This window comes from Streptomyces sp. NBC_00252, from assembly GCF_036187565.1.
In the GTDB taxonomy this organism is placed as follows: Bacteria; Actinomycetota; Actinomycetes; order Streptomycetales; family Streptomycetaceae; genus Streptomyces.
The window spans coordinates 4,711,002-4,735,570 of sequence record NZ_CP108087.1 but is presented as its reverse complement, the minus strand read 5'-3'; the positions used below and the strand labels follow the sequence as shown (position 1 = coordinate 4,735,570).

Sequence of the window (24,569 nt, the reverse complement as noted above, 5' to 3'; positions counted from 1 at the left end):
GACTGGGCACAATGGCCCATATGACCTCGCGCGCCCAGAACTCCGTCCCGCCCGCCCTGACCGTCGGTTTCGACCTCGACATGACCCTCATCGACTCCCGGCCCGGCATTCACGCCTGCTATGTGGCGCTGGCGGAGCGGACGGGGACGTACATCGACGCCGATCTGGCGGTCACCCGGCTCGGGCCGCCGCTCGCGGACGAGTTGATCAACTGGTTCCCGGCGGACGACCTGCCCGCCATGGCCGACCTGTACCGCGAGATGTACCCGTCGCTCGCCATCGCCGCGACCCCCGCGATGCCCGGCGCCCCCGAGGCGATCGCGGCCGTGCGGGCGGCCGGCGGGCGGGCGATCGTCGTCACCGCGAAGTACGAGCCGAACGCGAAGCTGCACCTCGCGCACCTCGGTATCGACGCCGACGCGGTGATCGGCAACCTGTGGGCCGAGCAGAAGGCGGAGGCGCTGCGGGAGGAGGGCGCGAGCGTCTACGTCGGCGACCATGTCGGCGACGTGCGCGGCGCCCGTACCGCCGGGGCCCTCGCGGTCGCGGTGGCGACCGGACCGTGCGACGCCGACGAACTGCGGGCGGCCGGGGCGGACGTGGTCCTCGGCGATCTCACCGAGTTCCCGCGGTGGCTTTCGGACTACCTTCCGGCGCGCGCCTGACGGCGGCCCGCGGCGACCGACTGGAGCACGCCTCCGGCGGCGAGCAGGAATCCGACGCCCATGAGCATGCTCAAGAGGTACATGTACGTCGGAAAAGGCGTCGTGTGGAGCAGCAGCGGTACCACGGTGACGAGTGTGGCCACCGCGCCGAGGAAAAAGACGATGGCACCGGCACGGATGAGTCGGTCACCGGCCGCGGCGGAATTCGTTTGGGTTTTGTCGCGCACTGGACCAGGGTAGTTCCCTGCGCAAAGGAACAACCCGGCGACGTCTTGTCACCGGCCTGAAGACCATTAGCCTTGGTACCGGCGGGTCCCGACGACCCGCCGGTCTGCTATCCGAAGCAGTTTTCCGACGAGTACGAGGACGAGGACAGACGTGCCTACCGGCAAGGTCAAGTGGTTCAACAGCGAGAAGGGCTTCGGCTTTCTCTCCCGTGACGACGGCGGTGACGTCTTCGTCCATTCCTCGGTTCTGCCCGCCGGAGTTGATGCCCTGAAGCCCGGACAGCGCGTGGAGTTCGGGGTCGTCGCCGGTCAGCGCGGCGACCAGGCCCTCTCGGTCACTCTGCTCGACCCGACCCCGTCGGTGGCGGCGGCCCAGCGCAAGAAGCCGGACGAACTGGCCTCCATCGTCCAGGACTTGACGACCCTCCTCGAGAACATCACGCCGATGCTGGAACGCGGCCGCTATCCCGACAAGCCCGCGGGCGCGAAGATCGCGGGCCTGCTGCGGGCGGTCGCGGACCAGTTGGACGTGTAGATATCCGGGAGATTCAGCGGATCCGAGTGAGGGGGCTTCTCGACTCAGGCCGGTATGGGGCAGCCCGTCCGGCGTTTGAGGACGAGGCCCCTTCAGGGCCGATGGGGGTCTGGGGGCGCAGCCCCCAGGTACGACGCCACCAGTTCAGGGCCACCGGGAAGCTCAGGGAAACGTGAGCGCGTCCGGTCCCAGCGCGGGCACGAGCCCTTCGGCCGCCGCCCGTGTCAGCAGCCCCCGGATCGCCGCGTACCCGTCGCCCCCGAGATCCGCGGTGAACTCGTTGACGTAGAGCCCGATGTGCTGGTCGGCGACGCCCGGGTCCATCTCCTGGGCGTGCTCCATGACGTACGGCCGGGAGGCCTCGGGGTCGGCCCAGGCGGCCCGGACGGACTCCCGGATCGAGTCGGCGAGCAGGTTCAACCGCTCGGCGCCCAGCGACCGTTTGGCGATGATCGCGCCCAGCGGGATCGGCAGCCCGGTCGTGGCCTCCCAGTGCTCGCCCATGTCCGCGAGCTTGTGCAGCCCGTAGTTCTGGTACGTGAAGCGCGCCTCGTGGATGACGAGTCCGGCGTCGACCTTCCCGTCCCGCACGGCCGGCATGATCTCGTGGAACGGCATGACCACGATCTCCCCGACCCCGCCCGGAATCGTGTCCGCGGCCCAGAGCCGGAACAGCAGATACGCCGTCGACCGCTCACTGGGCACCGCGACGGTACGGCCCGTCAGGTCCCCGGGCCCCCGGGTGAGCACCAGCGGCCCGCAGCCCCGGCCCAGCGCACCCCCGCACGGCAGCAGCGCGTACTCGTCGAGCACGTACGGCAGCACGGCGTACGACACCTTCAGCGCGTCCAACTCACCGCGTTCGGCCATGCCGTTGGTGATGTCGATGTCCGCGAAGGTCACGTCGAGCGCGGGCGCGCCCGGCACCCGGCCGTGCGCCCAGGCGTCGAAGACGAACGTGTCGTTCGGGCAGGGCGAGAAGGCGATCTGCAGGGGCTCGGTGGGTTCAGCGGCTGAGGTCATGCCTGTTCCAACTCTCCAGTACGGTCGCGGACTTCCCGAATCCCGCCGTGAGTGCCGCGAGCGCGTCGCCGATCCGCCAGGCGGTGCGGTCGCGCGGGCCGACGGGGTTGGAGACCGCGCGCAGTTCCAGGACGGGGACGCCGTGGGCGGCGGCTGCCTCGGCCACGCCGAAGCCCTCCATCGCCTCGGCGAGGGCACGGGGGTGGCGGGCGCGGAGTTCGGCGGCGCGGGCGGCCGTTCCGGTCACCGTGGAGACGGTGAGTACCGCTCCGGTGCGGGCGCCGGTCGCGGCCGCGAGCTCTCGTACGAGTGCATTCGGCGGACGGTGGGTGACGGTGCCGAAGCCGAGTTCGGTGACCGGCAGGAAGCCGTCCGGGGTCTCGGCGCCCAGGTCGGCGACGGTGATCTCGTCGGCGATCACGAGGGAGCCGACGGGCGCCTCGGGCTGGAAGCCGCCGGCGATCCCGGCGGAGACGACGAGGGCGTAGGGGGTGCCGGCGAGGGCGGTGGCCGTGGCGGCCGCGGCAGCGGCGGGGCCCACCCCGGCGGCGATGACATCGACGACGCTGTCCCCGGTGAACGCCCGTGCCACCGCGTCCCGTTCGGCGGGGACGGCGGTGGCGACGAGGATCCGTGCGGAGGACGGTGTGGACGCGGACGTGGTCAGGAGTCCTTCTTGAACTTGAAGGACCACAGGCCCTTGACCGTCTTGTCGCCCTCCTTGATGGAGACGACGGTCGAGTTGCCGGTCGCGCCGTACTGGGTGTTGAAGAACACGCTGCCGGGGATCGTGCGGTACGTCTTCTTGCTGGAGTCGGTCAGCGGCTGACCGTTCATCAGGATCGTCCAGCCGTTGTCGGCGATCTTCGGGTCGACGCCGAAGCGCACGGTGTCGTCCGGGTCCACCGAGATCGACGTGGAGGCCTTCAGGCACTTCGGCAGGTCGGCGGTCTTCACCGCGTCGCCGTCGTTGTAGCAGGTGGCTTCCGTGTGGACCGAGTTCCTCCCGACGGTGATCGTCGAGATCGGCGTCGGCTTGTCGCACGCCGACAGGACGAGCAGTCCGGCGGAAACGGCGCCGGCGGCGGCGACGGCGCGGCGGCGTCGCACAGCGGATTGCATGGTCATGGGGCGAAGGCTATCGGGCCCGTCCAGTCCTCCCCCCACCTGGGGTGCGGCGTGCCGGGCCGGGTGCCGCGGGTTAGGCCACTCGCGGGCTTCCGCTGCCGCCGTGCCGGGCCGAGGCGAGCAGCCCGCGCAGGGTGGTCAGCCAGCCCAGGGCGATGACGGCGGCGGCGAGGGTGAAGCCGAGGGTGCCGTTCAGCGGCATGACGATGCCGATCGCGCCGCCGAGCACCCAGGCCATCTGGAGCATCGTCTCGGAGCGGGCGAACGCCGAGGTGCGCACCAGCTCGGGCACGTCCCGCTGGATCAGCGCGTCCAGGGACAGCTTGGCCAGCGCCTGGCAGAACCCGGCGGTGGCGGCGAGGCAGGCCACGAGTACGGCGCCGAAGAAGATCGCGGCCGTGATCGCGGCGCCCAGGACGAGGGCGACGACGGTCACGATGATGAGTTCCGGGGCGCGTTGCCGCAGCCAGGAACCGACCGCCGTACCGAGCGCGTTGCCCACGCCCGCCGAGACCGCGACGATGCCCAGCGACACGGCCGCGCTCTGCCCGGTCATCGGATGCTCGCGGAGCAGGAACGCGAGGAAGAAGGTCAGGAACCCGGAGAGCCAGCGCAGCGCCGCGTTGGCGCCCAGCGCGTGGGTGACGGCGATGCCGACCGTGCGCAGCCCCGGCCGCTTGACCTCCTTGGGGTGCGGGCCGTGCAGATGGTCCTTGTCGGCCGCGAGCAGCGCCGTGTCCTCGCCCTTGGCCGAGTCGACCTTGGGGTCGAGGAAGAAACACAGGACCGTGCCCGCGACGAAGATCACGAAGGCGCCGTAGAGCGGCCAGGGGTCGCCGATGGCGTGCAGGCCGCCGGCGACGGGCGCGGCGACGCCGGTGGCGAGGAGGCCGGCGAGGGTGACTCTGGAGTTGGCCTTCACCAGGGAGATGCGGGGTGGCAGCAGCCGGGGCACCACGGCGCTTCTGACGACGCCGTACGCCTTCGAGGCGACCAGGGCGCCCAGCGCGGCCGGATACAGCTCCAGGCTGCCGCTGGCGACCGCGCCGGAGATGATCAGTGCGAGGAGGGCGCGGGCGAGCATCGCGGCGGCCATCGCGGCGCGCCGGCCGTGCGGGAGTTTGTCGAGGAGCGGGCCGATCACCGGCGCCAGGACGGTGAACGGCGCCATGGTGATGGCGAGATAGAGGGCGACCCGGCCCCGGGCCTCGTCGGTCGGTACGGAGAAGAAGACGGTGGACGCGAGGGCGACCGTGATCATCACGTCGCCGGCGCCGTTCACCGCGTGCAGTTCGATGAGGCGGCCGAGGCCCGACTCGCCCGCGCCGTGCGCGTGGGTGGCCTTGCGGATGCCGCGGGCGGTACCGGTGACGGGGAAGTGCAGGGCACGACCCATCGCGCGGACGGAACCGCTCATCCGGCCCGAACCGCCACCTCGGATGTTCCCCTTCGTGCCACCGACACCGGTGGCACCTTGGGGCGACCTCGCGGCTGCCACCCCGTCATAGTGCCCCGAGAACGGCGCGAGTATCGCGGTTACCGCGCGTATGGAGGCGTACTTGGGTGGATTCCGAGCCGACGCACAGGTCTCCGGGAGCCCGTCGGTGTGGGCGCATGGCGCGGGAGAAGGTAGCGTGCGTAGCGCGCCGTGGCGATTGTTCTCGGCCGCGCGCCTCTCGGCCATCCCGCAGAATGGATGGTGTAGGCGTGCCCGAGCGCGATCGGGTGCGGACGTCGACGCGGCCTCTCACCAGTGCCCCCAAGGGCCTGGTACATGTCTTTCAGCCGCTCCGTCCGCTCCCTTCGCCGCAACAGGCGCACCCGTGAGACGGCGTAGGAGAGAAGCGATACCTGTGAGCGCAGCGACCACGCGAAGCCGCACCCCCGACCGCCTGTGCGCCGAGGCCGTCGACCTCGCCCGTGCCGCAGCCGAGGAGGCTGCCGCGCCCGGCGTGGTCGGCGAGCATGCCGGCTTCGAAGCCGACGGCGACCGGGTGGTCACGCACTTCTTCGAGTGCAAGGAGTTCGGCTACCGGGGCTGGCGCTGGGCGGTGACGGTCGCCAGGGCGTCCCGCGCGAAGCTGGTGACGCTCGACGAGGTCGTGCTGCTGCCCGGCCCCGACTCCCTCCTGGCCCCCGAATGGGTCCCGTGGAGCGAGCGCCTCCGCCCCGGCGACATGGGCCCCGGCGATCTGCTCCCCACGGACGCGGAGGACCTCCGCCTGGAGCCCGGCTACACCGGCGAGGACGAGCCCCCGCCGAACTCCGCCGTCTCCGAGGAGATGGCGGAACTGGTCGAGGCGGAGGACGCGGAGGTGACGGCGGGAGCGCCGTCGGCCCTGCCCGTCGTGCCGACCCGCGGCTCGATCGCCGCGGTCGCCGAGGAACTGGGCATCCGCCGCGCCCGCGTCCTCTCCCGTTACGGCCTCCATGTCGCCGCCGACCGCTGGGAGGACGGCTTCGGCCCGAAGACCCCGATGGCCCAGGCGGCCCCGGCGGCCTGCGTCAGCTGCGGCTTCCTCGTCGCCATCGGCGGCTCCCTCGGCCAGGCCTTCGGCGTCTGCGCCAACGAGTTCTCCCCGGCGGACGGCCACGTCGTCTCCCTGGCCTACGGCTGCGGCGGCCACTCGGAGGCAGCCGTCATGCCCAAACCGCCCCAGCCCCCGGCCCACGTGATCGACGAGACGGTGGTCGACCCGTTCCCCCTGCGCCCTTCGCCGGACTCGGGGTCGGTGCCGGTGGGGGCGGACCCGGAATCGGCGGAGCTGGGGCACTCGTAGGGCCGTATTCTGACGGCAGACGGGAAGGAGCAGCGCCATGAGCATCGACTCGACGATTGCGCGTACCGAGTTCCCCGAAGGACACGTGGTTTTCTTCGGAATCGACGGGAAGATCATCTTGACGCCGCGGAGTTTCGAGCACTCCAGCACCATCCGGTCGATGCAGATCGACTCGCTCTCCCTCGGCCGTCACGCGAAGGTCGCCTCCGACGTGTATATCGATTTCCCAGCCGACGAGAACTCCGCCCCCGACTTCGCCATCCTGCGCGAGGACGCCCGCCGTGATGGCGCGCGCTACAGCTTCGAGGACGTCCTGCTGATCTCCGAGGTCGTCTCGACCTCGTCCGTCCGCAAGGACTACGACGACTGCACCGCGAAGTACGGTCGCTACGGCATCCCCGTCTACCTGGTCGTGGACCCCTACGCGCGGGAAGTGGTCCTCCACACCCAGCCGACCGGCACGGGCTACATCGCTGCGCACACTCACAAGTACGGCACCGGCAAGCTCCCCATCCCGCTGGCCGACGGCCGCACCTTCACCCTCGACCTCGACCAACTCCCTCTTCCGGAGCCCGAGGCGGGCGCTCGCTGACGGGGGCGGGCGGGACGGACGGGCATCGACGCGCGGTACCTTCGTCGCGACGTCGATGAGGAGAGTGAACGTACGTGAGTAAGTTCGTGCGGCCCGCTGCCGAGGGTGCCGACCCGTTCGGGACCGCCCGTCTGCGGCGTGGGGTGCTCGATGCCTGGGCGACCAGCCCGGCCCGGTTCCGGGAGGACGCCAACGCCGAGGAGGACCTCGTCCTCGGCGGGTACCGGGACCGGCTCGTCGTCGAGCTCGCGCAGAACGCCGCCGACGCCGCCGCCCGCGCGGGCGTGGCCGGCCGGCTGCGGCTCACCCTCCGCGACGGCGTGCTGTGCGCCGCCAACACCGGCGCCCCCCTCGACGCCACCGGTGTCGAATCCCTCGCCACCCTCCGCGCCTCCGCGAAGCGCGACGCCGGTGACAGCGCCGTCGGACGGTTCGGCGTGGGCTTCGCCGCCGTCGTCGCCGTCACCGACGAACCCGCCGTCGTCGGCCGCCACGGCGGCGTCCGCTGGTCCCTCGCCGAGGCCCGCACCCTCGCCGACGACACCGCCCGGCACAGCCCGGGCCTCGGCACCGAGATCCGCCGCCGCGACGGCCACATCCCGCTGCTGCGCCTCCCGTTCGCCGCCGAGGGCACCGCCCCCGACTCCTACGACACCGTCGTCATCCTCCCCCTGCGCGACACCGCCGCCGAGGACCTCGCCGAGCGCCTCCTCGGCGCCGTGGACGACGCTCTCCTGCTCGCGCTCCCCGGGCTCACGGAGGTCGTGGTCGAGGTCGGCGACCAGGCACCCCGCACCCTCACCCGCCGCACCGACCGCACCGACACCGTCGTGGACGACAGCCGGGACGGCAGCACCCGCTGGCGCACCGTCGCCGCGCACGGGGAACTCGCCAAGGACCTGCTCGTCGACCGGCCCGTCGAGGAACGGCTGCGGCCCTACTGGTCCGTCACCTGGGCCGTGCCCGTCGACGAGGACGGAACACCCGCCCGCCCCCGCACCAGCCCCGTCGTGCACGCGCCCACCCCCAGCGACGAACCCCTGGGCGTACCGGCCCTGTTGATCGCCTCGCTGCCCCTCGACACCACCCGCCGCCACGCCGCGCCCGGCCCGCTCACCGACTTCGTGGTGGAGCGCGCGGCGGACGCCTACGTCGAACTCCTCGCCGCCTGGCGGCCGGTGACCGCCGGCATCATCGACCTCGTGCCTGGCCCACTGGGCAAGGGGGAGCTGGACGGCACCCTGCGCCAGGCGATCCTGGCGCGCCTGCCGCGCACCTCCTTCCTCCCGCCCGCCCTCGAACCCGCCGCCGACGACACGGAGTTGCCCGAGGCGCTCCGGCCCCGGGACGCCGAGGTCGTCGAGGGCGCGGGCGCCGACACCGTACGCGTCCTCGCCGAGGTGCTCCCCACGATCCTGCCCGCCGGTCTCGAACGACGCGTGGAACTACGGACGTTGGGCGTCGCCCGCGTCCCCCTCACCGACGCCGTCGACCGGCTGGCCGGCCTGGAGAAGGACCCGGAGTGGTGGCGGCGGCTCTACGACAGCCTCGCGGGCGTCGACCCCGACCGGCTCACCGGACTGCCCGTGCCGCTCGCCGACGGCAGGACGACGATCGGGCCGCGCCAGGTCCTCCTCCCCACCCCCGACTCCGCCCAGGTGGAGCCCGAGGTCCTCGCCCGCCTCGGCCTCAAGGTCGCCCACCCGGACGCCGCGCACCCCCTCTTGGAGAAGCTCGGCGCCCTGCCCGCGACCCCCCGCGCGGTCCTCACCACTCCCCAGGTACGGGCCGCCGTGGCCGCCTCCCTCGACGAGGAGGGCGGCGCCATGTGGGACGAAGTCGCCCCGGACAGCGACGAGTTGGCGGACACCGTGCTCGCCCTGGTCCGGGACGCGGGCCTCGAACCCGGTGACGAACCCTGGCTCGGCGCCCTCGCCCTGCCCGACGAGGACGGCGAACTCGCCCCCGCCGGTGAACTGGTGCTGCCCGGCAGCCCGTTCGCGCAGGTCATGCGGGAGGACGAACTCGCCTTCGTCGACGCCGAGTTGGCCGACCGCTGGGGCGAACAGCCGCTCGCCGCCTGCGGAGTCCTCGCCACCTTCGCCCTCGTCCGTGCCACCGACGTGGTCCTCGACCCGGACGAACTGGAGCCCCGCGACAGCGACTTCGCGGAACCCGACGACCCGGGCCTGCTGGACTCCGTAGACGTGTGGTCGGAGGACGTCCTCGACCGCTTCCCGGACACCCCCGTACCCCCCGTCGCCACCGAACTGGTCGCCGTCCGCGACCTGGACCTCGTCGACGACGACCGCTGGCCCCAGGCCCTCGCCCTCCTCGCGCAGCCCCCGCTCCGCGACGCGATCACCCAGCAGGTCCGCATCCTGCTGCCCGACGGCACGCACGAGGTCGTACGCCCGTACACGGCCTGGTGGCTGCGCGGCCACCCGGTCCTTGACGGCCGCCGCCCGGCGGGCCTGCTCGCGGCCGGCGGCGACCCGCTCCTGCGCGGTCTCTACGACGAGGCCGACGCGACCGGCTTCGACGACGAACAGGTGCTCCGGGCCCTCGGCGTCCGCACCTCGGTCGCCGCCCTCCTCGACGAGCCCGGCGGCGCCGCCGAACTCCTCGACCGCCTCGCCGACCCCGAACGCGAGGTCACCGGCGCCCAACTGCACGCCCTGTACAGCGCGTTGGCCGACCTCGACCCGGAACAGGTGACCCTCCCGGACGACCTGCGGGCCGTCGTCGACGGCGAGGTCACGGTCGTGGACGCGGCCGACGCCGTGGTCGTCGACTCACCCGACCTGCTCCCCTTCACCACCGGCGTCCCCCTCCTCCCCGTCCGCCCGTCCCGCGCCGCCGAACTGGCCGACCTCTTCCAGGTCCGCCGCCTCAGCGAGTCGGTCACCGGCGAGGTCACCTCCGAGGGCACCGAACACGACGTACCGGACTCCGTCCGCGTCCTCCTCGGCCCGCTCACTCCCGCGACCTACGTCGAACACGACGAACTCGTCGTGGACGGCACCGAGATCGACTGGCGCCGCAACCGGGACGGCGTCCTGCACGCCTCCACCCTGGAGGGCGTCGCCGCAGGACTCGCCTGGGCGGCGGGGCAGTGGCCCCGGCGGTTCGAGGTGGCGGCGCTGCTGGAGGACCCGTCCAGGACGGGGGAGCTGGCTCGGGACCGGTGGTTCGACTGAGCCGGGGCGTGATCTTCACGACTCTCGCGGAAATCTTCTACGAGTCGTACAACCATTCCCTTCCGTCGCGCATCTGATCGTCCGGGCCGACTGGCTCCACGACCACTTCTGTAACTGGGGAATCCATGCGCATGCGTGCCACCCTCGGCGTCCTCACCGGCGCCCTGGCCCTCTCGGCCCTCGCCGTACCTGCCGCACAGGCCGACGAGGTCCACGGGGACACCACGATCTCGGGCGTCGTGGTGAATGGCAGTAAGCCGGTCGTCGTCGCGGCGACCGCGAAGAAGACCATCACCGTCAGCTTCACCGCCAAGGACGCCTCCGGCGTCGGCTGGGCGCAGGCGATTCTGTACCACGGTGCCACCATCGACTCCTCCGACACCGGTGCGGTCGCCAACAGCAGCAACAACCGCGCCACCTGCACCAAGGTCAACGCCACGACCTCGACCTGCAAGTCGACCTTCGACCTGCAGTCGGGCGAGAACGCCTTCAACTTCGCGGCCGGCAGCTGGAAGGTCTGGGCGATCGCCACGGGCAAGGACAACGACTACGTCCAGAAGGACAACGCCAAGACCTTCCAGGTCCAGCGCCTGTCCAAGCTCACGGCGGACGCCGCCCCGGAGCCCGTGAAGAAGGGCAAGACCATCACGGTCAGCGGCAAGCTGACCCGCGCGAACTGGGACGCCGGCACGTACTCCGGCTACTCGACCCAGCCGGTCAAGCTCCAGTTCCGCAAGAAGAGCTCCAGCACCTACACCACGGTCAAGACCATCAAGACCAGCTCCAACGGCAGCCTGAAGACCACCGTCAAGGCGACGGTCGACGGCTACTTCCGCTACAGCTTCGCGGGCACCTCGACCACCCCGGCGGTCAACGCCACGGGTGACTTCATCGACGTGAAGTAAGCCGTCCCCGGTCCTGGTGGAGGGCGGAATCCCCACTCTCCACCAGGACTTCGCAATCCCCGTACAAAATCTGCCTCAGGCGTACAACCCTCACCACCCGTCGCAGATCAGATGACGTGAGCCAACAGGCTCCGCCATCACTTGGGCCCCGGCGCAGACGACGAGCCGTATGGAACGACCAGCGCGTCGGGGCCCCCTTTCTCCACTTGGGGAACGCATGCGCATACGCGCCACCGTGGCCGCCGTCTCCGGCGCCCTGGTTCTCTCCGCCTTCGCCGTACCGGCCGCGCAGGCCGCCGACGCCCCGTCCGGCAAGGCCGCGTTCGGCGCCGCCACCGCCGACGGCCCCGCGACCGCCGCCGCCACGCTCAACGTCACCTTCTCCAAGGTGAAGGTCAACAGCGGCAAGGCCGTCGTCGTGGGCGCCACCGCGAAGGTCGCCATCCCGGTCACCTACACCGTGACGCACGCCGCGAGCCTCGACGTCAGCGCCGACAACTTCGCCAGCGGCCCGCTCATCTACCGCGGCTCCTCGGTCACCACCCCGACCAACGAGCTCATCAGCGACGACCCGGGCACCTGCACCGCCGCCTCGACGACCGTCCTGAACTGCAAGGGCACCATCTACGTCCGCCCGTCCGACGGCGACGTGGCGAACGCCGACGCCGGCACCTGGAAGGCGGGCGGCCTCGCCATCACCGCCGACGGCGCCCTCAAGACCCAGGGCGACCAGGGCAACGTCCCGGTGACCCGCCTGGCCAAGCTCACCGTCAACGCCGCCCCGGAGCCCGTCAAGAAGGGCAAGACCATCACGGTCACCGGCAAGCTGACCCGCGCGAACTGGGAGACCAACACCTACGCCGGCTACTCCACCCAGCCGGTGAAGCTCCAGTTCCGCAAGAAGAACTCCACGACGTACACCACGGTCAAGACCATCAAGACCACCACCAACGGCAGCCTCAAGACCACCGTCAAGGCCACGGTCGACGGCTACTTCCGCTACGCCTTCGCAGGCACGTCCACCACGTCCCCGGTCAACGCCACGGGCGACTACGTGGACGTCAAGTAACGACAGCCAAAAGCAGCTGCCCGCGCCCCGAAGCCGGGTCGCGGGCAGCTGCTTTTAAGGGGCGCGGGGAACTGCGCGACCAGCCCCCACCGGCCGGCACCCGAAAAACCCTCACACCACCGCCCGCCGATCAACCAGCCGCCACACCACTTCCAGCACCACCCCCGCCACCACCGAGATCCCCACAGCGATCCACGGCATGGTCACCCCCACCAGCTTCAGGGCGAAGAAGTGCTGGAGCCAGGGCACGATCAGCACGACGACGAACGCCGCCCCCATGGACGCGACCAGCGCAATCCGCCACCACGTGTACGGCCGCGCGATGATCGCCAGCACCCACATGGAGATCAGGAACAAGGTCAACGTCGCCGCACTCGTCTCCGCGGCCAACGACCCCTTCCCCACGTAATGGTGACGGGCGATCAGATACGTGACGAAGGTCGCCGCCCCGGCGATCACCCCACCCGGAATCGAATACCGCATCACCCGCCGCACGAAATGGGGTTTCGCCCGCTCCTTGTTCGGCGCCAGCGCAAGGAAGAACGCCGGAACCCCGATCGTCAACGTGGACAACAGCGTCAAGTGCCGCGGCAGGAACGGGTATTCGACCCGCCAGCACACCACCAGCACAGCCAGCAGCACCGAGTACACGGTCTTCACGAGGAACAGCGTCGCCACCCGGGTGATGTTCCCGATCACCCGCCGCCCCTCCGCCACCACCGAAGGCAGCGTGGCGAAGCTGTTGTTGAGCAGCACGATCTGCGCGACCGCCCGAGTCGCCTCGGACCCGGACCCCATGGAGACCCCGATGTCGGCGTCCTTGAGGGCGAGGACGTCGTTCACCCCGTCCCCGGTCATCGCGACGGTGTGCCCGCGCGACTGCAACGCCGCCACCATGTCCCGCTTCTGCTGCGGAGTGACCCGCCCGAACACCGTGCCCTCGTCCAGGGACTTCGCCATCTCCTCCTGATCGGCGGGGAGTTGACGGGCGTCCACGACCTTCCCGGTGAGCCCCAGCTTCCCGGCCACCGCGCCGACGGACACCGCGTTGTCCCCGGAGATGACCTTCGCGTGCACATCCTGGTCCGCGAAGTACGCCAGCGTCTCCGCCGCGTCGGGCCGCAGCCGCTGCTCCAGCACCACCAGCGCGGTCGCCGACGCCTCCCGCGCCACCTCGGGATCGTCCAGTTCCCCCGAGACCCGCGCCAGCAGCAGCACCCGTAGCCCCTGCTCGTTCAGCCGCCCGGTCTCCGCGAGCGCGGGGTCGTCGTCGCCCAGCAGCACGTCCGGCGCCCCGAGCAGCCACGTGCTCGTCTCCCCGTCGCTCTCGCTGAACGACGCCCCGCTGTACTTCCGCGCCGACGAGAACGGCAGCGACTCCACGCACCGCCATTCCCCGCTGTCCGGATAGGCGTTGATGATCGCCTGCAGCGACGCGTTCGGCCGCGGGTCCGACTCCCCGAGCGCGCCGAGGACTTTGCGGACGTACGCCTCGTCGGCCCCGCCCAGCGGGCGCAGCTCGGTGACGTCCATGCCGCCCTCGGTGAGCGTGCCGGTCTTGTCGAGGCAGACCGTGTCGACGCGGGCGAGCCCCTCGATGGCGGGCAACTCCTGCACCAGGCACTGTTTCCGGCCAAGCCGGATGACGCCGATCGCGAAGGCCACCGAGGTGAGCAGGACGAGCCCCTCGGGGACCATCGGGACGATCCCGCCGACGGTCCGCGCGACGGAGTCCTTGAACCCGTGCTGTTTCACGACGAGTTGGCTGATGACCAGGCCGATCGCGGTCGGGATCATCATCCACGTCACGTACTTGAGGATCGTGGAGATACCGGTGCGCAGTTCGGAGTGGACGAGCGTGAACCGGGAGGCCTCCTCGGCGAGTTGGGCCGCGTACGCCTCGCGCCCCACCTTGGTCGCCTCGAACGCGCCGCCGCCGGCGACCACGAAACTCCCCGACATCACCGGGTCCCCGCGCCGCTTGACGACCGGGTCCGCCTCGCCGGTGAGCAGCGACTCGTCGATCTCCAGGCCGTCGGCCTCGACGCACTCCCCGTCGACGACGACCTTGTCACCGGGCCCGATCTCGATGAGGTCCCCGAGCACGATCTCGGAGGTGCTCACCTCCACGGCGGCCCCGTCCCGCCGTACCGTCGGCTTGGCCTCGCCGATCACCGCGAGGGAGTCGAGGGTCTTCTTCGCCCGCCACTCCTGGAAGACACCGATCCCGGTGTTGGCGATGATCACGTACCCGAACAGGCTGTCCTGGACCGGCGCGACGAACAGCATGATCAGCCAGAGCACGCCGATGATCGCGTTGAACCGGGTGAAGACGTTCGCGCGGACGATCTCGGCCAGGGAGCGGCTGCTGCGCACCGGGACGTCGTTGACCTCCCCGCGCGCCACCCGTTCGGCGACCTCGGCGGTGGAGAGCCCGCGCGCCCGCGCCGCCGGGATGGGCACGGGGTGCACAGGATCGAGTTCGGCGCCCGCGTCGGTGTGCGTCATGCATTCGACGGTACGTGCGGTTTTACGGCTTCACCCGCCGAGTGCCCGGAAGATCCGACCAGGGGAGGACGGCGGGCGGGGCGGGCTGACGCCCCGGGTGGAGAGGGGCCTCATCACTCCGCAGCAGCAGCGGGGCCCTGTGCAGCGGCCTCGGCCGCCATGCGCTTGAGCGCCGCGTCGCGCCCCCGGACGTACCAGATGCCGATCAGCCCGAGGCCGCTTCCGGCCAGGCAGGTCCACAGCCACCACAGATGGCCGTGGTCGTCGAACCAGCCGTAGAAGGGGAGCTGGGCCAGGAAGAGGACGAACCAGAGGATCGTGCCGCCGATGATGGTCGGGACGATCGGGCCCTCCAGGGGCTCCGGTGCCTCGTGTGTCGGTGTCCACTTCGCCATGGCCCCAGCTTACGAGGCGGCACAAGGTCCGGGGATCCCGGCGTGTCTACGCGCGGAGATAGCGCCTGACGTCTTCATATGTTCATACTGAAACGGTTTCCGTCTGTCCACTTCTGCTCGTAGGAACCTCCAATGCCGACCGCGCTCGACCGTTACTTCAAGATCTCCGAGCGTGGCAGCTCGCTCCCCCGCGAGATCCGCGGCGGCTTCGCCACCTTCTTCGCGATGGCGTACATCATCGTGCTCAACCCGATCATCCTGGGCAGCGCGAAGGACATGTACGGGCACCACCTCGACAACGGCCAGCTGGTCACCGCGACGGCCGTGACGGCCGCGTTCACCACCATCCTGATGGGCGTCATCGGCAACGTGCCGATCGCGCTGGCCGCCGGACTCGGCGTGAACTCCGTGGTCGCCCTCCAGCTCGCGCCCCGGATGTCGTGGCCGGACGCGATGGGCATGGTCGTGCTGGCCGGTCTCGTCGTGATGCTGCTGGTCGCCACCGGGCTGCGCGAGCGCGTGATGAACGCGGTGCCCTACGGACTGCGCAAGGCCATCTCGATCGGTATCGGCCTGTTCATCATGCTGATCGGGCTCGTGGACTCCGGGTTCATCTCCCGCATCCCGGACGCCGCCCAGACCACCGTCCCGCTCCAGCTCGGCGGTGACGGTCACCTCAACGGCTGGCCGGTCCTCATCTTCATCCTCGGCGTGCTGCTCACCCTCGCGCTGATCGTCCGCAAGGTCCCCGGCGCGATCCTGATCTCCATCGTCGCGATGACGGTCCTCGCGGTGATCGTGAACGCGGTCGCGACGATCCCCTCCTGGGGCCTGACCACCCCGAAGTGGCCCGGGAACCCGGTCGCCACCCCGGACTTCGGCCTGATCGGCAAGTTCAGCCTGTTCGGCGGCTTCTCCAAGGTCGGCGTGCTGACCGGCATCCTCTTCGTCTTCACGGTCCTGCTGTCGTGCTTCTTCGACGCGATGGGCACGATCATGGGCATCAGCGACGAGGCCAAGCTGACCGACGGCGAGGGCAACATGCCCGGCATCAACAAGGTCCTCTTCGTCGACGGCATCGCCGTCGCGGCGGGCGGCGCCAGCTCCTCGTCCGCGACGACCTGCTTCGTGGAGTCCACGGCGGGCGTCGGCGAGGGCGCGCGCACCGGCTTCGCGAACGTCGTCACCGGCGCGCTCTTCGCCGTCGCGCTGTTCCTCACGCCGATCGCCACCATGGTCCCGTCCCAGGCGGCCACCCCCGCGCTGCTCGCGGTGGGCTTCCTGATCCTGTCGGGCTCGGTCAAGGAGATCGACTGGGCCGACTACACGATCGCGATCCCGGCCTTCATCACGATGCTGATGATGCCGTTCACCTACTCGATCACCAACGGCATCGGCATGGGCTTCATCACGTTCGTGGTGCTGCGGCTGGTGGCGGGCCGGGGCCGGGAGGTCCCGGTGCCGATGTACGTCGTGGCGGCGGTGTTCGGCTTCTACTACCTGATGCCGGCGCTGGGTCTGACCTGATCCGCGCCTCTACGGGCCGTCACGTGACGCCGTAGAACTTGTCCGTCTCCTCGACGGCGGTCTGGAACCGTTCGTCGAAGTCGTCCCGGATGAGCGTCTGGACCACATAGTCCTGGACGCTCATTCCCCTTTTCGAGGCATGGTCGCGGAGCCGTTCGAGCAGCTCCCCGTCTATCCGCAGGCTGAGCACGCTGGTCCCCATGAACACGAGGGTCCGGGGCGGCTCCGGACGGCGCGGGACGTTCCGCGTCGACATCACTCATATGGGTGACGTAAGGGTTCAGTGGCCAGGGTCACGGGCATCCCGGCGTGTCGCCATTGGTCTTTAGCGAGAGTAATGAGTTACGCTAAAGAACATGCCGGACCTTACCCATGGCGACGACGCTGCCGCTGTGAACTCCCTGCGATCAGCCGTGATGCGGTTGTCCCGTCGACTCAAGCACCAGCGGGTCGACGAGTCACTGAGCCCCACCGAGATGTCGGTGCTCGGCACCCTGTCCACCTGCGGCAGCGCGACCCCTGGCGAGCTCGCTCGCAAGGAGCATGTGCAGCCGCCCTCGATGACCCGCATCGTGGCGCTGCTCGAAGCGAAGGGTCTGGTCCAGCTGGAGCCGCACCCCGAGGACCGGCGCCAGAAGGTCGTCACCAAGACCCCCCAGGCCGAGGCGATGCTCGAAGAGAGCCGCCGCAAGCGCAACGCGTTCCTGGCCGGCCTGGTCGACGGCCTCGACGAGGACGAGTGGGCGAAGATCGTCGCCGCCGCCCCCGTGCTGGAGAAACTCGCACACCTGTAATACACGTTCTCTGTAGGAGGCGACTTTTTTGAGTTCGGGACCCGGAGCAGACTCCGCCCCCGCGCCAGCCACCCCCGACTCCCCGCCCACCCCTGATGCCGCCGGAAGCACCGGCAAGTCCTCGATGTTCAGCTCGCTGAAGATCCGGAACTACCGCCTGTTCTTCATCGGCCAGGTCGTCTCCAACACCGGCACCTGGATGCAGCGCATCGCCCAGGACTGGCTGGTCCTCAGCCTCACCGGCTCCTCCGCCGCCGTAGGCATCACGACCGCCCTCCAGTTCCTGCCGATGCTGCTCTTCGGGCTCTACGGCGGTGTCCTCGTCGACCGGCTGCCCAAGCGGCCCACCCTGCTCGTCACGCAGTCCGCGATGGCCCTCACCGGCCTCGCCCTCGCCGCTCTCACCCTCTCGGGCCACGTCGAGGTCTGGCACGTCTACGTCGCCGCCTTCGCCGTCGGTCTCGCCACGGTGGTCGACAACCCGGCCCGGCAGTCCTTCGTCTCGGAGATGGTCGGCCCCGACCAACTGCAGAACGCGGTCAGCCTGAACTCGGCGAACTTCCAGTCCGCCCGCCTCGTCGGCCCCGCCGTCGCGGGCGTCATGATCACCGGTGTCGGCACCGGCTGGGCGTTCCTCTTCAACGGCCTGTCCTTCGTGGCCCCGCTGGCCAGCCTGCTCCTGATGCGCAACCGCGACCTGAAGGTCGTCAAGCGCGCCCCGCGCGGCAAGGGCCAGCTCCGCGAGGGCCTCCAGTACGTGGCCAAGCGCCCGGACCTGATCTGGCCGATCGTCCTCGTCGGCTTCATCGGCACCTTCGGCTTCAACTTCCCGGTGTGGCTGTCGGCCTACGCGGACGACGTCTTCCACGCCGGCGCCGGCGGGTACAGCCTCTTCAACACCCTGATGGCGGTCGGCTCCCTGATCGGCGCCCTGCTCGCCGCCCGCCGCGGCACCACCCGCCTCCGCGTCCTGATCGCGGCGGCGGCGGCCTTCGGCCTGCTGGAGATAGTGGCCGCGGTGGCCCCCTCCTACTGGCTGTTCGCCCTGCTCATGATCCCGATCGGCATCGCCGGCCTGACGGTCAACGTCACGGCCAACACCGCCGTCCAGATGGGCACCGACCCGGCCATGCGCGGCCGCGTCATGGCCCTGTTCATGATGGTCTTCATGGGGGGTACGCCGCTGGGCGCCCCCATCGTCGGCTGGATCACGGACGCCTACGGCCCCCGGGTGAGCTTCGCCCTCGGCGGCGTCATCGCGGCGGCCGCGGCCGCCACGATCGGCCTGGTCCTGGCCCGGATGGGCGACCTGCGCCTGTCCTTCGGCTGGAACCACGGCCACCCGAGCGTCGCCTTCGTACCCCGCGAGCGGGAACAACTGGCCACGGTCGCCTGACAGGTGGAGCCCGGCCCGGAGCGTGTGCGTGTCACGCCCTCCGGGCCGACACCTGTCCCGGCCACCGGTCCTGCCCGACGATGAACGCCTCGGTCGCCTTGAGCGTCGAGCCAGGGGCACCCACGGTGAGGAGGGAGGGATGGAAGGCTGCCCCCATGAGACTCTTCGCGGCAGTCCTGCCACCCGAGGACGTACTGACCCAACTCGGCTCGGCCGTCGACGCGTTGCAGACCCTCCCGGGCGCGGACACGCTCCGCTGGACCGGCCGGCCGGGGTGGCACTTCACGCTCGCCTTCTACGGCGAGGTCGACGAGGACGTCGTACCCGAACTGTCCGCCCGGCTGGAGCGGGCCGCGCGGGCGACCGGGCCGTTCGGGCTGGCCGTGCGCGGGGGCGGCGAGTTCGGGCAGGGGCGGGCGCTGTGGGCCGGGGTGGAGGGGGACGTCGAGGCGCTGCGGCTGCTCGCCGGCCGGTGCGAGGGGGCGGCGCGGGAGGCGGGCGTGGCGATGGGGGAGCACCGGCGTTATCGCGCGCACCTGACCGTGGCGCGGAGCCGGGAGGCGGTGGACGTGCGGCCGTACGTCGAGCGGCTCGACGGATTCGCCGGGCGGCCGTGGACGGTGGGCGAGCTCGTGCTCGTGCGCAGCAACCTGCCGACGTCGGGTGTGCCCGGCGCGCAACCCCGGTACGAGGCGGTCGGCCGCTGGGTGCTGGGGGCGGGCGGTTAGGCTCGGGTACGTGGACCCCAAAACCCGGAACCGGATCATGGCCGGTGTGCTTGTGCTGTTGTTCGTTGTCGTCGGGCTCGCGGCGGCCCTCGGGAAGTGAGGGCGGGGCGCGGGGGACGGCGCGATCGTTGCCGGGTGCGCGTCCGCGCGGGCTGGTCGCGCCCACGCGGCGGAGCCGCACATGTCATCGCCCCGCGCCCCTGAAAAAAGGGGGCGCTGCCCCTGGCCTGCTACCAGGCGAAGGCTTCCGGTGACGGGCCTGGGCCCGGGAAGATCTCGTCCAGGGACGTGAGGAGTTCCTCGCTCAGGTCCAGTTCCACGGCGCGCAGCGCGCTGTCGAGCTGTTCGGCGGTGCGGGGGCCGACGATCGGGCCGGTGACGCCGGGGCGGGTGAGGAGCCACGCCAGGGCGGCCTCGCCGGGCTCGATGCCGTGCTTGTCGAGGAGGTCCTCGTAGGCCTGGATCTGGGCGCGCGAGGTCGGGTTGGCGAGGGTGTCCGCGGCCCGGCCGCTCGCCCGGCGCCCGCCCGTGACCTCCTTCTTGATGACCCCGCCGAGGAGTCCGCCCTGCAGCGGGGACCAGGGGATGACCCCGAGGCCGTACTCCTGCGCGGCCGGGATGACCTCCATCTCGGCGCGGCGCTCGGCGAGGTTGTACAGGCACTGCTCGCTGACCAGGCCGATGGTGCCGCCGCGGCGGGCGGCGATCTCGTTGGCCTGGGCGATCTTGTACCCGGGGAAGTTCGAGGAACCGACGTAGAGGATCTTGCCCTGCTGGATGAGGGTGTCGATCGCCTGCCAGATCTCCTCGAAGGGGGTGGCGCGGTCGATGTGGTGGAACTGGTAGATGTCGATGTAGTCCGTCTGCAGGCGCTTGAGGCTGGCGTCCACGGCCCGGCGGATGTTCACCGCGGAGAGCTTGTCGTGGTTGGGCCAGGCGTCGCCGTCGGCGGCCATGTTGCCGTAGACCTTGGTCGCGAGGACCACCTTGTCGCGATGGACGGGGCTCTTGGCGAACCAGCTGCCGATGATCTCCTCGGTGCGGCCCTTGTTCTCACCCCAGCCATACACGTTGGCGGTGTCGAAGTAGTTGATACCGGCGGCCAGCGCCGCGTCCATGATCCCGTGACTGTCCGCCTCGTCGGTCTGCGGACCGAAGTTCATCGTCCCGAGAACCAGTCGGCTGACCTTGAGGCCTGTGCGTCCGAGCTGCGTGTACTTCATGAGTGTCTAGCCAACGACTTCGAGTGCGCTCTATGCAAGGGGGGTCGGTCGCGGGGGAGCGAGTCGGTCGTGAGGACGAGGTCGACCACCCTTCCGGTCAGGTCGACCGCGGTACCGAAGTCCACCCGCACGGGGTCGGCGCAGTCGCCGTCCACGGTGACCGGGAGACGCGGAGATCACGCCGACTCACCGACCGGCTGAAGACCGCCCCCAGCCCTCAGCGCCAGGCGGATCGCCGCGACGAGGAGTGGGTCGCCCGGTATCGCTCGAAGTCGCGGGCCGTCTCCCCGTCGTCCTCGGTCGTGCCGTCGCCCTCGTCGCCGTACTCACCCCCCACCCCCCACGCCTGATGCATCGCCCCCGCGAACGCCCCCGCGATCTTGTGCTCGCCGGCCGCGTTCGGATGGGTCCCGTCGTACGTGTCGTGGTCGACGTCGTACGACTCGGGGAGGGAGGCCAGGAGAAGCGGGGAGCGCCGTTCGTCGAGGTCGGCGACCGCCTTCGCCTGGAGTTCGTTGAAGAGGGCGACCTCGGTGGCGAAGGGGACGTCCGTGCGGGCGCGGACGTTCGGGATCACCGGCAGGAACACCATGCGGACGGTGGGCTTCGCGGCGCGGGCCTCGGCGATGAAGGAGCGCAGGTTGTCGGCCGTCTGCCCCGCGTTCGTGTAGAAGCCCAGGTCGATCAGCCCGAGGGAGACGAGGAGCACGTCCGCCCGGTGCGCGCGCACCGCCTCGCCGATCAGCGGGGCCATGTGCAGCCAGCCCTCACCCCAGCCCGCCAGGTGGAAGTGCGGGAAGTCGGGGTCGGCGTACTCGTACGACGTGGGCGTGTCCGTCGCCTTGTCGTACAGCGCCTCGCGCGGGCCGACCACGGCGAACGGGCCGCCGTAGGTCGCGCGCAGGTGCTGCCACATCCGGTAGCGCCATGTGTGTTCGCCCGCGCTCCCGATCGTCATGGAGTCGCCTACGGGCATGAACCTGAGCATCCGCTCATGATGGACGATCAACCGCCGGGCGACGGAACGAGCGGGGTGTGAGGCCCACCACGCCCACCACGCCCGGCATACGCACTACGCCCACCCTGCCCGGCACACCCACCGCTCACCGCCGCACCGGCCCGCCCGCTGCCCCGCCAGGCGGGATGGCAGGCTTGCCCCATGCGTCGCTTCCTCGCGTTCCTCGGCGCCGGCTTCCTCGTCGGCGCGCTCGCCCTGCCCGCAACCGCAGCACCGGCCGTCGCCGACGACGGAGGCAAGGGCGACAAGGGGTTCACGATCTCGGACTCCCGCATCACGGAGTCCAGCGGCCTCGCCGCCTCGCACCTCCACCCCGGCATCTACTGGACGCACAACGACAGCGACGACGGCCCGTACCTCTACGCCGTCGACAGCAGCACCGGCAGGACGGTCGCCACGGTCACCTTCAGCGGTGTCGGCAAGCCCCGCGACGTCGAGGCGATCTCCATCGGCCCGCACAACGAGATCTACGTCGGCGACATCGGCGACAACCTCGACGGGACCTGGCCGTACGTCTGGATCTACAAGCTGCCCGAGCCGAAGGTGCTCAAGGACCAGACGATCCGGGCGAAGCAGTACGTCGTGAAGTACTCCGACGGCGCCCGCAACGCCGAGTCGCTGGTCGTGCACCCCAAGACCGGCCGCGTGTACATCATCGACAAGAAGGAGGACGGCGGCCACCTCTTCGAGGGCCCGGCCACGCTCTCCACCTCCGGCACCAACTACTTCAAGCCCGTCGCCGCCGTGGACCTCTGGGCCACCGACGCCGCGTTCTCGCCGGACGGCCAACAGCTCGCCGTACGCGGCTACTTGGGCGGCATCTACTACGACTGGAACGGCGGGAGGATCAAGCGGGTGGGGCGCCTCGACGTACCGCTCCAGGGCCAGGGCGAGTCCGTCAGCTACTCGGCCGACGGCACGAAGCTCATGTACGGAAGCGAGGGCACCGACAGCCCGGTGCAGGCCGAGGACGCCCCCGGCGGCGGTTCTGGTTCCGCCAAGTCCCCCTCGGGCGGCGGGAGTTCGGCGAGCGGTGACAGCTCGAACAACAACGTCAAGGTGGGCGCGGTCGCCGTCGTGGTGGTCTGCGGCGCGCTCTTCGGTCTACGGCGCCTCACGCGCCGGCGCTGAACTCCCGCGCCGTTTCCACAGGTTCTGTCGGTGGCTGTGGACGACTGACGACGTCCGTTGCCTTGACGTGTCCATGTGACGTGGCTTCCATGGAGGTTGTCGGGTAGTGGGAGCGCTCCCATGAGTTCCGGACCCGCGCCTCCCGAGAGGAAGCAGCGACATGTTCCGCAGCTTGAGAAGAGCGCTGGGGGTTGTTGCCGCGGCGCTGTTGCTGCCGCTGGCCGGCGTCCATGTGGCACAGGCGGATGTGGCACGTACGGCGACGGGTGCGGCGAGCGCGGCGGGTGCGACCGCCGCCGCCCCCGGCGCCGGTTACTGGCACACGAGCGGCCGCCAGATCCTGGACGCGGCGGGCCAGCCGGTCCGTATCGCCGGGATCAACTGGTTCGGCTTCGAGACGGCCAACTACGTGGTCCACGGCCTCTGGTCACGCGACTACAAGAGCATGATCGACCAGATGAAGTCGCTGGGCTACAACACCATCCGCCTCCCCTACAGCGACGACATCTTCAAGTCCGGCACGGTCCCCAACAGCATCGACTTCTCCAACGGCAAGAACACCGACCTCCAGGGCCTCAACTCCCTGCAGATCATGGACAAACTGGTCGCCCACGCCGGCCAGGACGGCCTGAAGGTCATCCTCGACCGGCACCGCCCGGACGCGTCGGCGCAGTCGGCGCTCTGGTACACGGCGGCGGTACCGGAGTCGACCTGGATCGCCAACCTCCGCGCCCTGGCCACCCGTTACGCGGGCCAGTCCACGGTCGTCGGCATCGACCTCCACAACGAGCCGCACGATCCGGCGTGTTGGGGCTGCGGTGACGTCGCGACGGACTGGCGGCTGGCGGCGCAGCGGGCGGGCGACGCGGTGCTGTCGGTCAACCCGGACCTGCTGATCTTCGTGGAGGGCGTGCAGACGTACAACGGCGTCTCCGGCTGGTGGGGCGGCAACCTGATGGGCGCGGGCCAGTACCCGGTCCAACTGAGCGTCCCCAACCGGGTCGTGTACTCGGCCCACGACTACGCGACGAGCGTGGCCCAGCAGCCCTGGTTCAGCGACCCGAGCTTCCCGGCGAACATGCCCGGCGTGTGGGACAAGTACTGGGGCTACCTCTTCCAGCAGAACATCGCGCCGGTGTGGGTGGGCGAGTTCGGCACGACGCTGGCCTCGACGGTGGACCAGAAGTGGCTTACGGCACTGGTGAGTTACCTCCGCCCGACCTCGACCTACGGCGCCGACTCCTTCTCCTGGACCTTCTGGTCCTGGAACCCCAACTCCGGGGACACCGGCGGAATCCTGAAGGACGACTGGCAGACGGTGGACACCGTCAAGGACGGCTACCTGGCCAGCATCAAGGCCCCGGCCTTCCCCGGCACGGGAACGGGCGGCGGCGGAGACGGAGGAGGGGGCGGCGGGTCCACGGCCGCCTGCGCGGCGACGTACACCACCACCAGCGACTGGGGTTCCGGCTTCAACGCGTCCGTGACGGTGAAGAACACGGGGGCGTCGGCGCTCAAGTCCTGGCAGGTCAAGTGGACTTGGCCCGGATCCCAGCAGATCACGAACATGTGGAACGCGACGTACACCCAGAGCGGGACGAGCGTCACCGCGGTGAACGCGGACCACGACGGGGCTGTGGGCGTGGGGGGTTCGGCGAGTTTCGGCTTCGGGGGTGCACCTGGGGGCGGGACGGCACCGACGCTGAGCTGCACGGCGACGTGAGG

General features: G+C 70.5%; 23 protein-coding genes. 13 read left to right on the top strand and 10 right to left on the bottom strand.

Annotation, left to right across the window (positions count from 1 at the left end; translation table 11 throughout):
* The first annotated feature begins 20 nt into the window (after positions 1 to 20).
* Entirely contained in the window at positions 21 to 665 is a 645-nt protein-coding gene (locus tag OHT77_RS20540) for an HAD family hydrolase (protein ID WP_443048073.1), read from the top strand.
* Here the strand turns inward: OHT77_RS20540 and OHT77_RS20535 are convergent.
* Positions 644 to 892, bottom strand: coding sequence for a hypothetical protein (locus tag OHT77_RS20535; RefSeq protein ID WP_019057238.1), 249 nt, complete (start codon positions 890 to 892; stop codon positions 644 to 646). The genes OHT77_RS20540 and OHT77_RS20535 overlap by 22 nt on opposite strands.
* A gap of 151 nt (positions 893 to 1,043) precedes the next feature.
* On the opposite strand from OHT77_RS20535, the gene OHT77_RS20530 reads away from it, so the two are divergent.
* Entirely contained in the window at positions 1,044 to 1,427 is a 384-nt protein-coding gene (locus OHT77_RS20530; protein ID WP_019057239.1) for a cold-shock protein, read from the top strand.
* A 162-nt stretch (positions 1,428 to 1,589) separates the two neighbouring features.
* Here OHT77_RS20530 and OHT77_RS20525 read toward each other — a convergent pair whose 3' ends face one another.
* From OHT77_RS20525 to OHT77_RS20510, 4 genes are all read right to left on the bottom strand, one after another.
* Entirely contained in the window at positions 1,590 to 2,450 is an 861-nt protein-coding gene (locus OHT77_RS20525; RefSeq protein ID WP_328830008.1) for a 1,4-dihydroxy-6-naphthoate synthase, read from the bottom strand.
* Positions 2,434 to 3,144, bottom strand: coding sequence for a futalosine hydrolase (locus OHT77_RS20520; RefSeq protein ID WP_328830007.1), 711 nt, complete (start codon positions 3,142 to 3,144; stop codon positions 2,434 to 2,436). Before OHT77_RS20520 ends, OHT77_RS20525 begins: the two co-directional genes overlap by 17 nt.
* Positions 3,114 to 3,578: a DUF2771 domain-containing protein gene (locus OHT77_RS20515; RefSeq protein ID WP_266771202.1), complete on the bottom strand. Its 465-nt coding sequence runs from the start codon at positions 3,576 to 3,578 to the stop codon at positions 3,114 to 3,116. The genes OHT77_RS20520 and OHT77_RS20515 overlap by 31 nt, the downstream gene beginning before the upstream one ends.
* A 73-nt stretch (positions 3,579 to 3,651) precedes the next feature.
* Positions 3,652 to 5,076, bottom strand: coding sequence for an MFS transporter (locus tag OHT77_RS20510; protein ID WP_328830006.1), 1,425 nt, complete (start codon positions 5,074 to 5,076; stop codon positions 3,652 to 3,654).
* A gap of 355 nt (positions 5,077 to 5,431) precedes the next feature.
* Here OHT77_RS20510 and OHT77_RS20505 point away from each other — a divergent pair, with 355 nt between their 5' ends.
* The 5 genes from OHT77_RS20505 to OHT77_RS20485 all read left to right on the top strand — a co-directional run bounded on the left by OHT77_RS20505 (position 5,432) and on the right by OHT77_RS20485 (position 12,124).
* Complete coding sequence (locus OHT77_RS20505) at positions 5,432 to 6,358, top strand: DUF3027 domain-containing protein (RefSeq protein ID WP_328830005.1); 927 nt, start codon at positions 5,432 to 5,434, stop codon at positions 6,356 to 6,358.
* Between the two features lie 37 nt (positions 6,359 to 6,395).
* Positions 6,396 to 6,950, top strand: coding sequence for a Uma2 family endonuclease (locus OHT77_RS20500; protein WP_328830004.1), 555 nt, complete (start codon positions 6,396 to 6,398; stop codon positions 6,948 to 6,950).
* Between the two features lie 74 nt (positions 6,951 to 7,024).
* Positions 7,025 to 10,150, top strand: a complete 3,126-nt coding sequence (locus OHT77_RS20495) for a sacsin N-terminal ATP-binding-like domain-containing protein (RefSeq protein WP_328830003.1) — start codon at positions 7,025 to 7,027, stop codon at positions 10,148 to 10,150.
* A gap of 125 nt (positions 10,151 to 10,275) precedes the next feature.
* A complete protein-coding gene (locus tag OHT77_RS20490; RefSeq protein WP_328830002.1) occupies positions 10,276 to 11,055 on the top strand; it encodes a calcium-binding protein in 780 nt (259 codons plus the stop codon).
* 217 nt (positions 11,056 to 11,272) lie between these two features.
* Entirely contained in the window at positions 11,273 to 12,124 is an 852-nt protein-coding gene (locus tag OHT77_RS20485; protein ID WP_328830001.1) for a hypothetical protein, read from the top strand.
* A 111-nt stretch (positions 12,125 to 12,235) separates the two neighbouring features.
* Here OHT77_RS20485 and OHT77_RS20480 read toward each other — a convergent pair whose 3' ends face one another.
* Together OHT77_RS20480 and OHT77_RS20475 are read right to left on the bottom strand one after the other, a co-directional pair.
* Positions 12,236 to 14,632, bottom strand: coding sequence for an HAD-IC family P-type ATPase (locus tag OHT77_RS20480; RefSeq protein ID WP_328829999.1), 2,397 nt, complete (start codon positions 14,630 to 14,632; stop codon positions 12,236 to 12,238).
* 113 nt (positions 14,633 to 14,745) lie between these two features.
* Positions 14,746 to 15,027 (bottom strand): DUF2530 domain-containing protein, encoded by a 282-nt coding sequence (locus tag OHT77_RS20475; RefSeq protein WP_328829998.1) that lies wholly within the window; start codon positions 15,025 to 15,027, stop codon positions 14,746 to 14,748.
* A gap of 132 nt (positions 15,028 to 15,159) precedes the next feature.
* On the opposite strand from OHT77_RS20475, the gene OHT77_RS20470 reads away from it, so the two are divergent.
* The gene (locus OHT77_RS20470; protein WP_328829996.1) at positions 15,160 to 16,554 is read left to right on the top strand and encodes an NCS2 family permease; all 1,395 of its coding nucleotides are present in this window, start codon (positions 15,160 to 15,162) and stop codon (positions 16,552 to 16,554) included.
* A gap of 19 nt (positions 16,555 to 16,573) precedes the next feature.
* Here the strand turns inward: OHT77_RS20470 and OHT77_RS20465 are convergent, their stop codons facing one another.
* The gene (locus tag OHT77_RS20465) at positions 16,574 to 16,762 is read right to left on the bottom strand and encodes a ribbon-helix-helix protein, CopG family (RefSeq protein ID WP_328834289.1); all 189 of its coding nucleotides are present in this window, start codon (positions 16,760 to 16,762) and stop codon (positions 16,574 to 16,576) included.
* A gap of 148 nt (positions 16,763 to 16,910) precedes the next feature.
* Here OHT77_RS20465 and OHT77_RS20460 point away from each other — a divergent pair, with 148 nt between their 5' ends.
* From OHT77_RS20460 to thpR, 3 genes are all read left to right on the top strand, one after another.
* A complete protein-coding gene (locus OHT77_RS20460; protein WP_026150457.1) occupies positions 16,911 to 17,348 on the top strand; it encodes a MarR family winged helix-turn-helix transcriptional regulator in 438 nt (145 codons plus the stop codon).
* A gap of 124 nt (positions 17,349 to 17,472) precedes the next feature.
* The gene (locus OHT77_RS20455; RefSeq protein ID WP_266771223.1) at positions 17,473 to 18,744 is read left to right on the top strand and encodes an MFS transporter; all 1,272 of its coding nucleotides are present in this window, start codon (positions 17,473 to 17,475) and stop codon (positions 18,742 to 18,744) included.
* Between the two features lie 155 nt (positions 18,745 to 18,899).
* A complete protein-coding gene (thpR, locus tag OHT77_RS20450; RefSeq protein ID WP_328829995.1) occupies positions 18,900 to 19,472 on the top strand; it encodes an RNA 2',3'-cyclic phosphodiesterase in 573 nt (190 codons plus the stop codon).
* A 230-nt stretch (positions 19,473 to 19,702) separates the two neighbouring features.
* Here the strand turns inward: thpR and OHT77_RS20445 are convergent, their stop codons facing one another.
* Both OHT77_RS20445 and OHT77_RS20440 read right to left on the bottom strand, forming a co-directional pair.
* The gene (locus tag OHT77_RS20445) at positions 19,703 to 20,695 is read right to left on the bottom strand and encodes an aldo/keto reductase (RefSeq protein WP_266771229.1); all 993 of its coding nucleotides are present in this window, start codon (positions 20,693 to 20,695) and stop codon (positions 19,703 to 19,705) included.
* A 217-nt stretch (positions 20,696 to 20,912) separates the two neighbouring features.
* Positions 20,913 to 21,683, bottom strand: a complete 771-nt coding sequence (locus OHT77_RS20440; protein ID WP_328829994.1) for an SGNH/GDSL hydrolase family protein — start codon at positions 21,681 to 21,683, stop codon at positions 20,913 to 20,915.
* 171 nt (positions 21,684 to 21,854) lie between these two features.
* On the opposite strand from OHT77_RS20440, the gene OHT77_RS20435 reads away from it, so the two are divergent.
* Positions 21,855 to 22,844, top strand: coding sequence for a WD40 repeat domain-containing protein (locus OHT77_RS20435; RefSeq protein ID WP_328829993.1), 990 nt, complete (start codon positions 21,855 to 21,857; stop codon positions 22,842 to 22,844).
* A 160-nt stretch (positions 22,845 to 23,004) separates the two neighbouring features.
* On the top strand, positions 23,005 to 24,567 hold the full coding sequence (locus tag OHT77_RS20430; RefSeq protein WP_328829991.1) for a cellulase family glycosylhydrolase: 1,563 nt from the start codon (positions 23,005 to 23,007) through the stop codon (positions 24,565 to 24,567).
* Positions 24,568 to 24,569 lie beyond the last annotated feature (2 nt).

Excerpts from the sequence above, each read along its gene's own strand:
- OHT77_RS20540 (WP_443048073.1), top strand. The coding sequence starts at position 21 with ATGACCTCGCGCGCCCAGAACTCCGTCCCGCCCGCCCTGACCGTCGGT.
- OHT77_RS20525 (WP_328830008.1), bottom strand. The coding sequence starts at position 2,450 with ATGACCTCAGCCGCTGAACCCACCGAGCCCCTGCAGATCGCCTTCTCG.
- OHT77_RS20515 (WP_266771202.1), bottom strand. The coding sequence starts at position 3,578 with ATGACCATGCAATCCGCTGTGCGACGCCGCCGCGCCGTCGCCGCCGCC.
- OHT77_RS20500 (WP_328830004.1), top strand. The coding sequence starts at position 6,396 with ATGAGCATCGACTCGACGATTGCGCGTACCGAGTTCCCCGAAGGACAC.
- OHT77_RS20490 (WP_328830002.1), top strand. The coding sequence starts at position 10,276 with ATGCGCATGCGTGCCACCCTCGGCGTCCTCACCGGCGCCCTGGCCCTC.
- OHT77_RS20485 (WP_328830001.1), top strand. The coding sequence starts at position 11,273 with ATGCGCATACGCGCCACCGTGGCCGCCGTCTCCGGCGCCCTGGTTCTC.
- OHT77_RS20480 (WP_328829999.1), bottom strand. The coding sequence starts at position 14,632 with ATGACGCACACCGACGCGGGCGCCGAACTCGATCCTGTGCACCCCGTG.
- OHT77_RS20475 (WP_328829998.1), bottom strand. The coding sequence starts at position 15,027 with ATGGCGAAGTGGACACCGACACACGAGGCACCGGAGCCCCTGGAGGGC.
- OHT77_RS20470 (WP_328829996.1), top strand. The coding sequence starts at position 15,160 with ATGCCGACCGCGCTCGACCGTTACTTCAAGATCTCCGAGCGTGGCAGC.
- OHT77_RS20460 (WP_026150457.1), top strand. The coding sequence starts at position 16,911 with ATGCCGGACCTTACCCATGGCGACGACGCTGCCGCTGTGAACTCCCTG.
- OHT77_RS20455 (WP_266771223.1), top strand. The coding sequence starts at position 17,473 with ATGTTCAGCTCGCTGAAGATCCGGAACTACCGCCTGTTCTTCATCGGC.
- thpR (WP_328829995.1), top strand. The coding sequence starts at position 18,900 with ATGAGACTCTTCGCGGCAGTCCTGCCACCCGAGGACGTACTGACCCAA.
- OHT77_RS20445 (WP_266771229.1), bottom strand. The coding sequence starts at position 20,695 with ATGAAGTACACGCAGCTCGGACGCACAGGCCTCAAGGTCAGCCGACTG.
- OHT77_RS20440 (WP_328829994.1), bottom strand. The coding sequence starts at position 21,683 with ATGCTCAGGTTCATGCCCGTAGGCGACTCCATGACGATCGGGAGCGCG.
- OHT77_RS20435 (WP_328829993.1), top strand. The coding sequence starts at position 21,855 with ATGCGTCGCTTCCTCGCGTTCCTCGGCGCCGGCTTCCTCGTCGGCGCG.
- OHT77_RS20430 (WP_328829991.1), top strand. The coding sequence starts at position 23,005 with ATGTTCCGCAGCTTGAGAAGAGCGCTGGGGGTTGTTGCCGCGGCGCTG.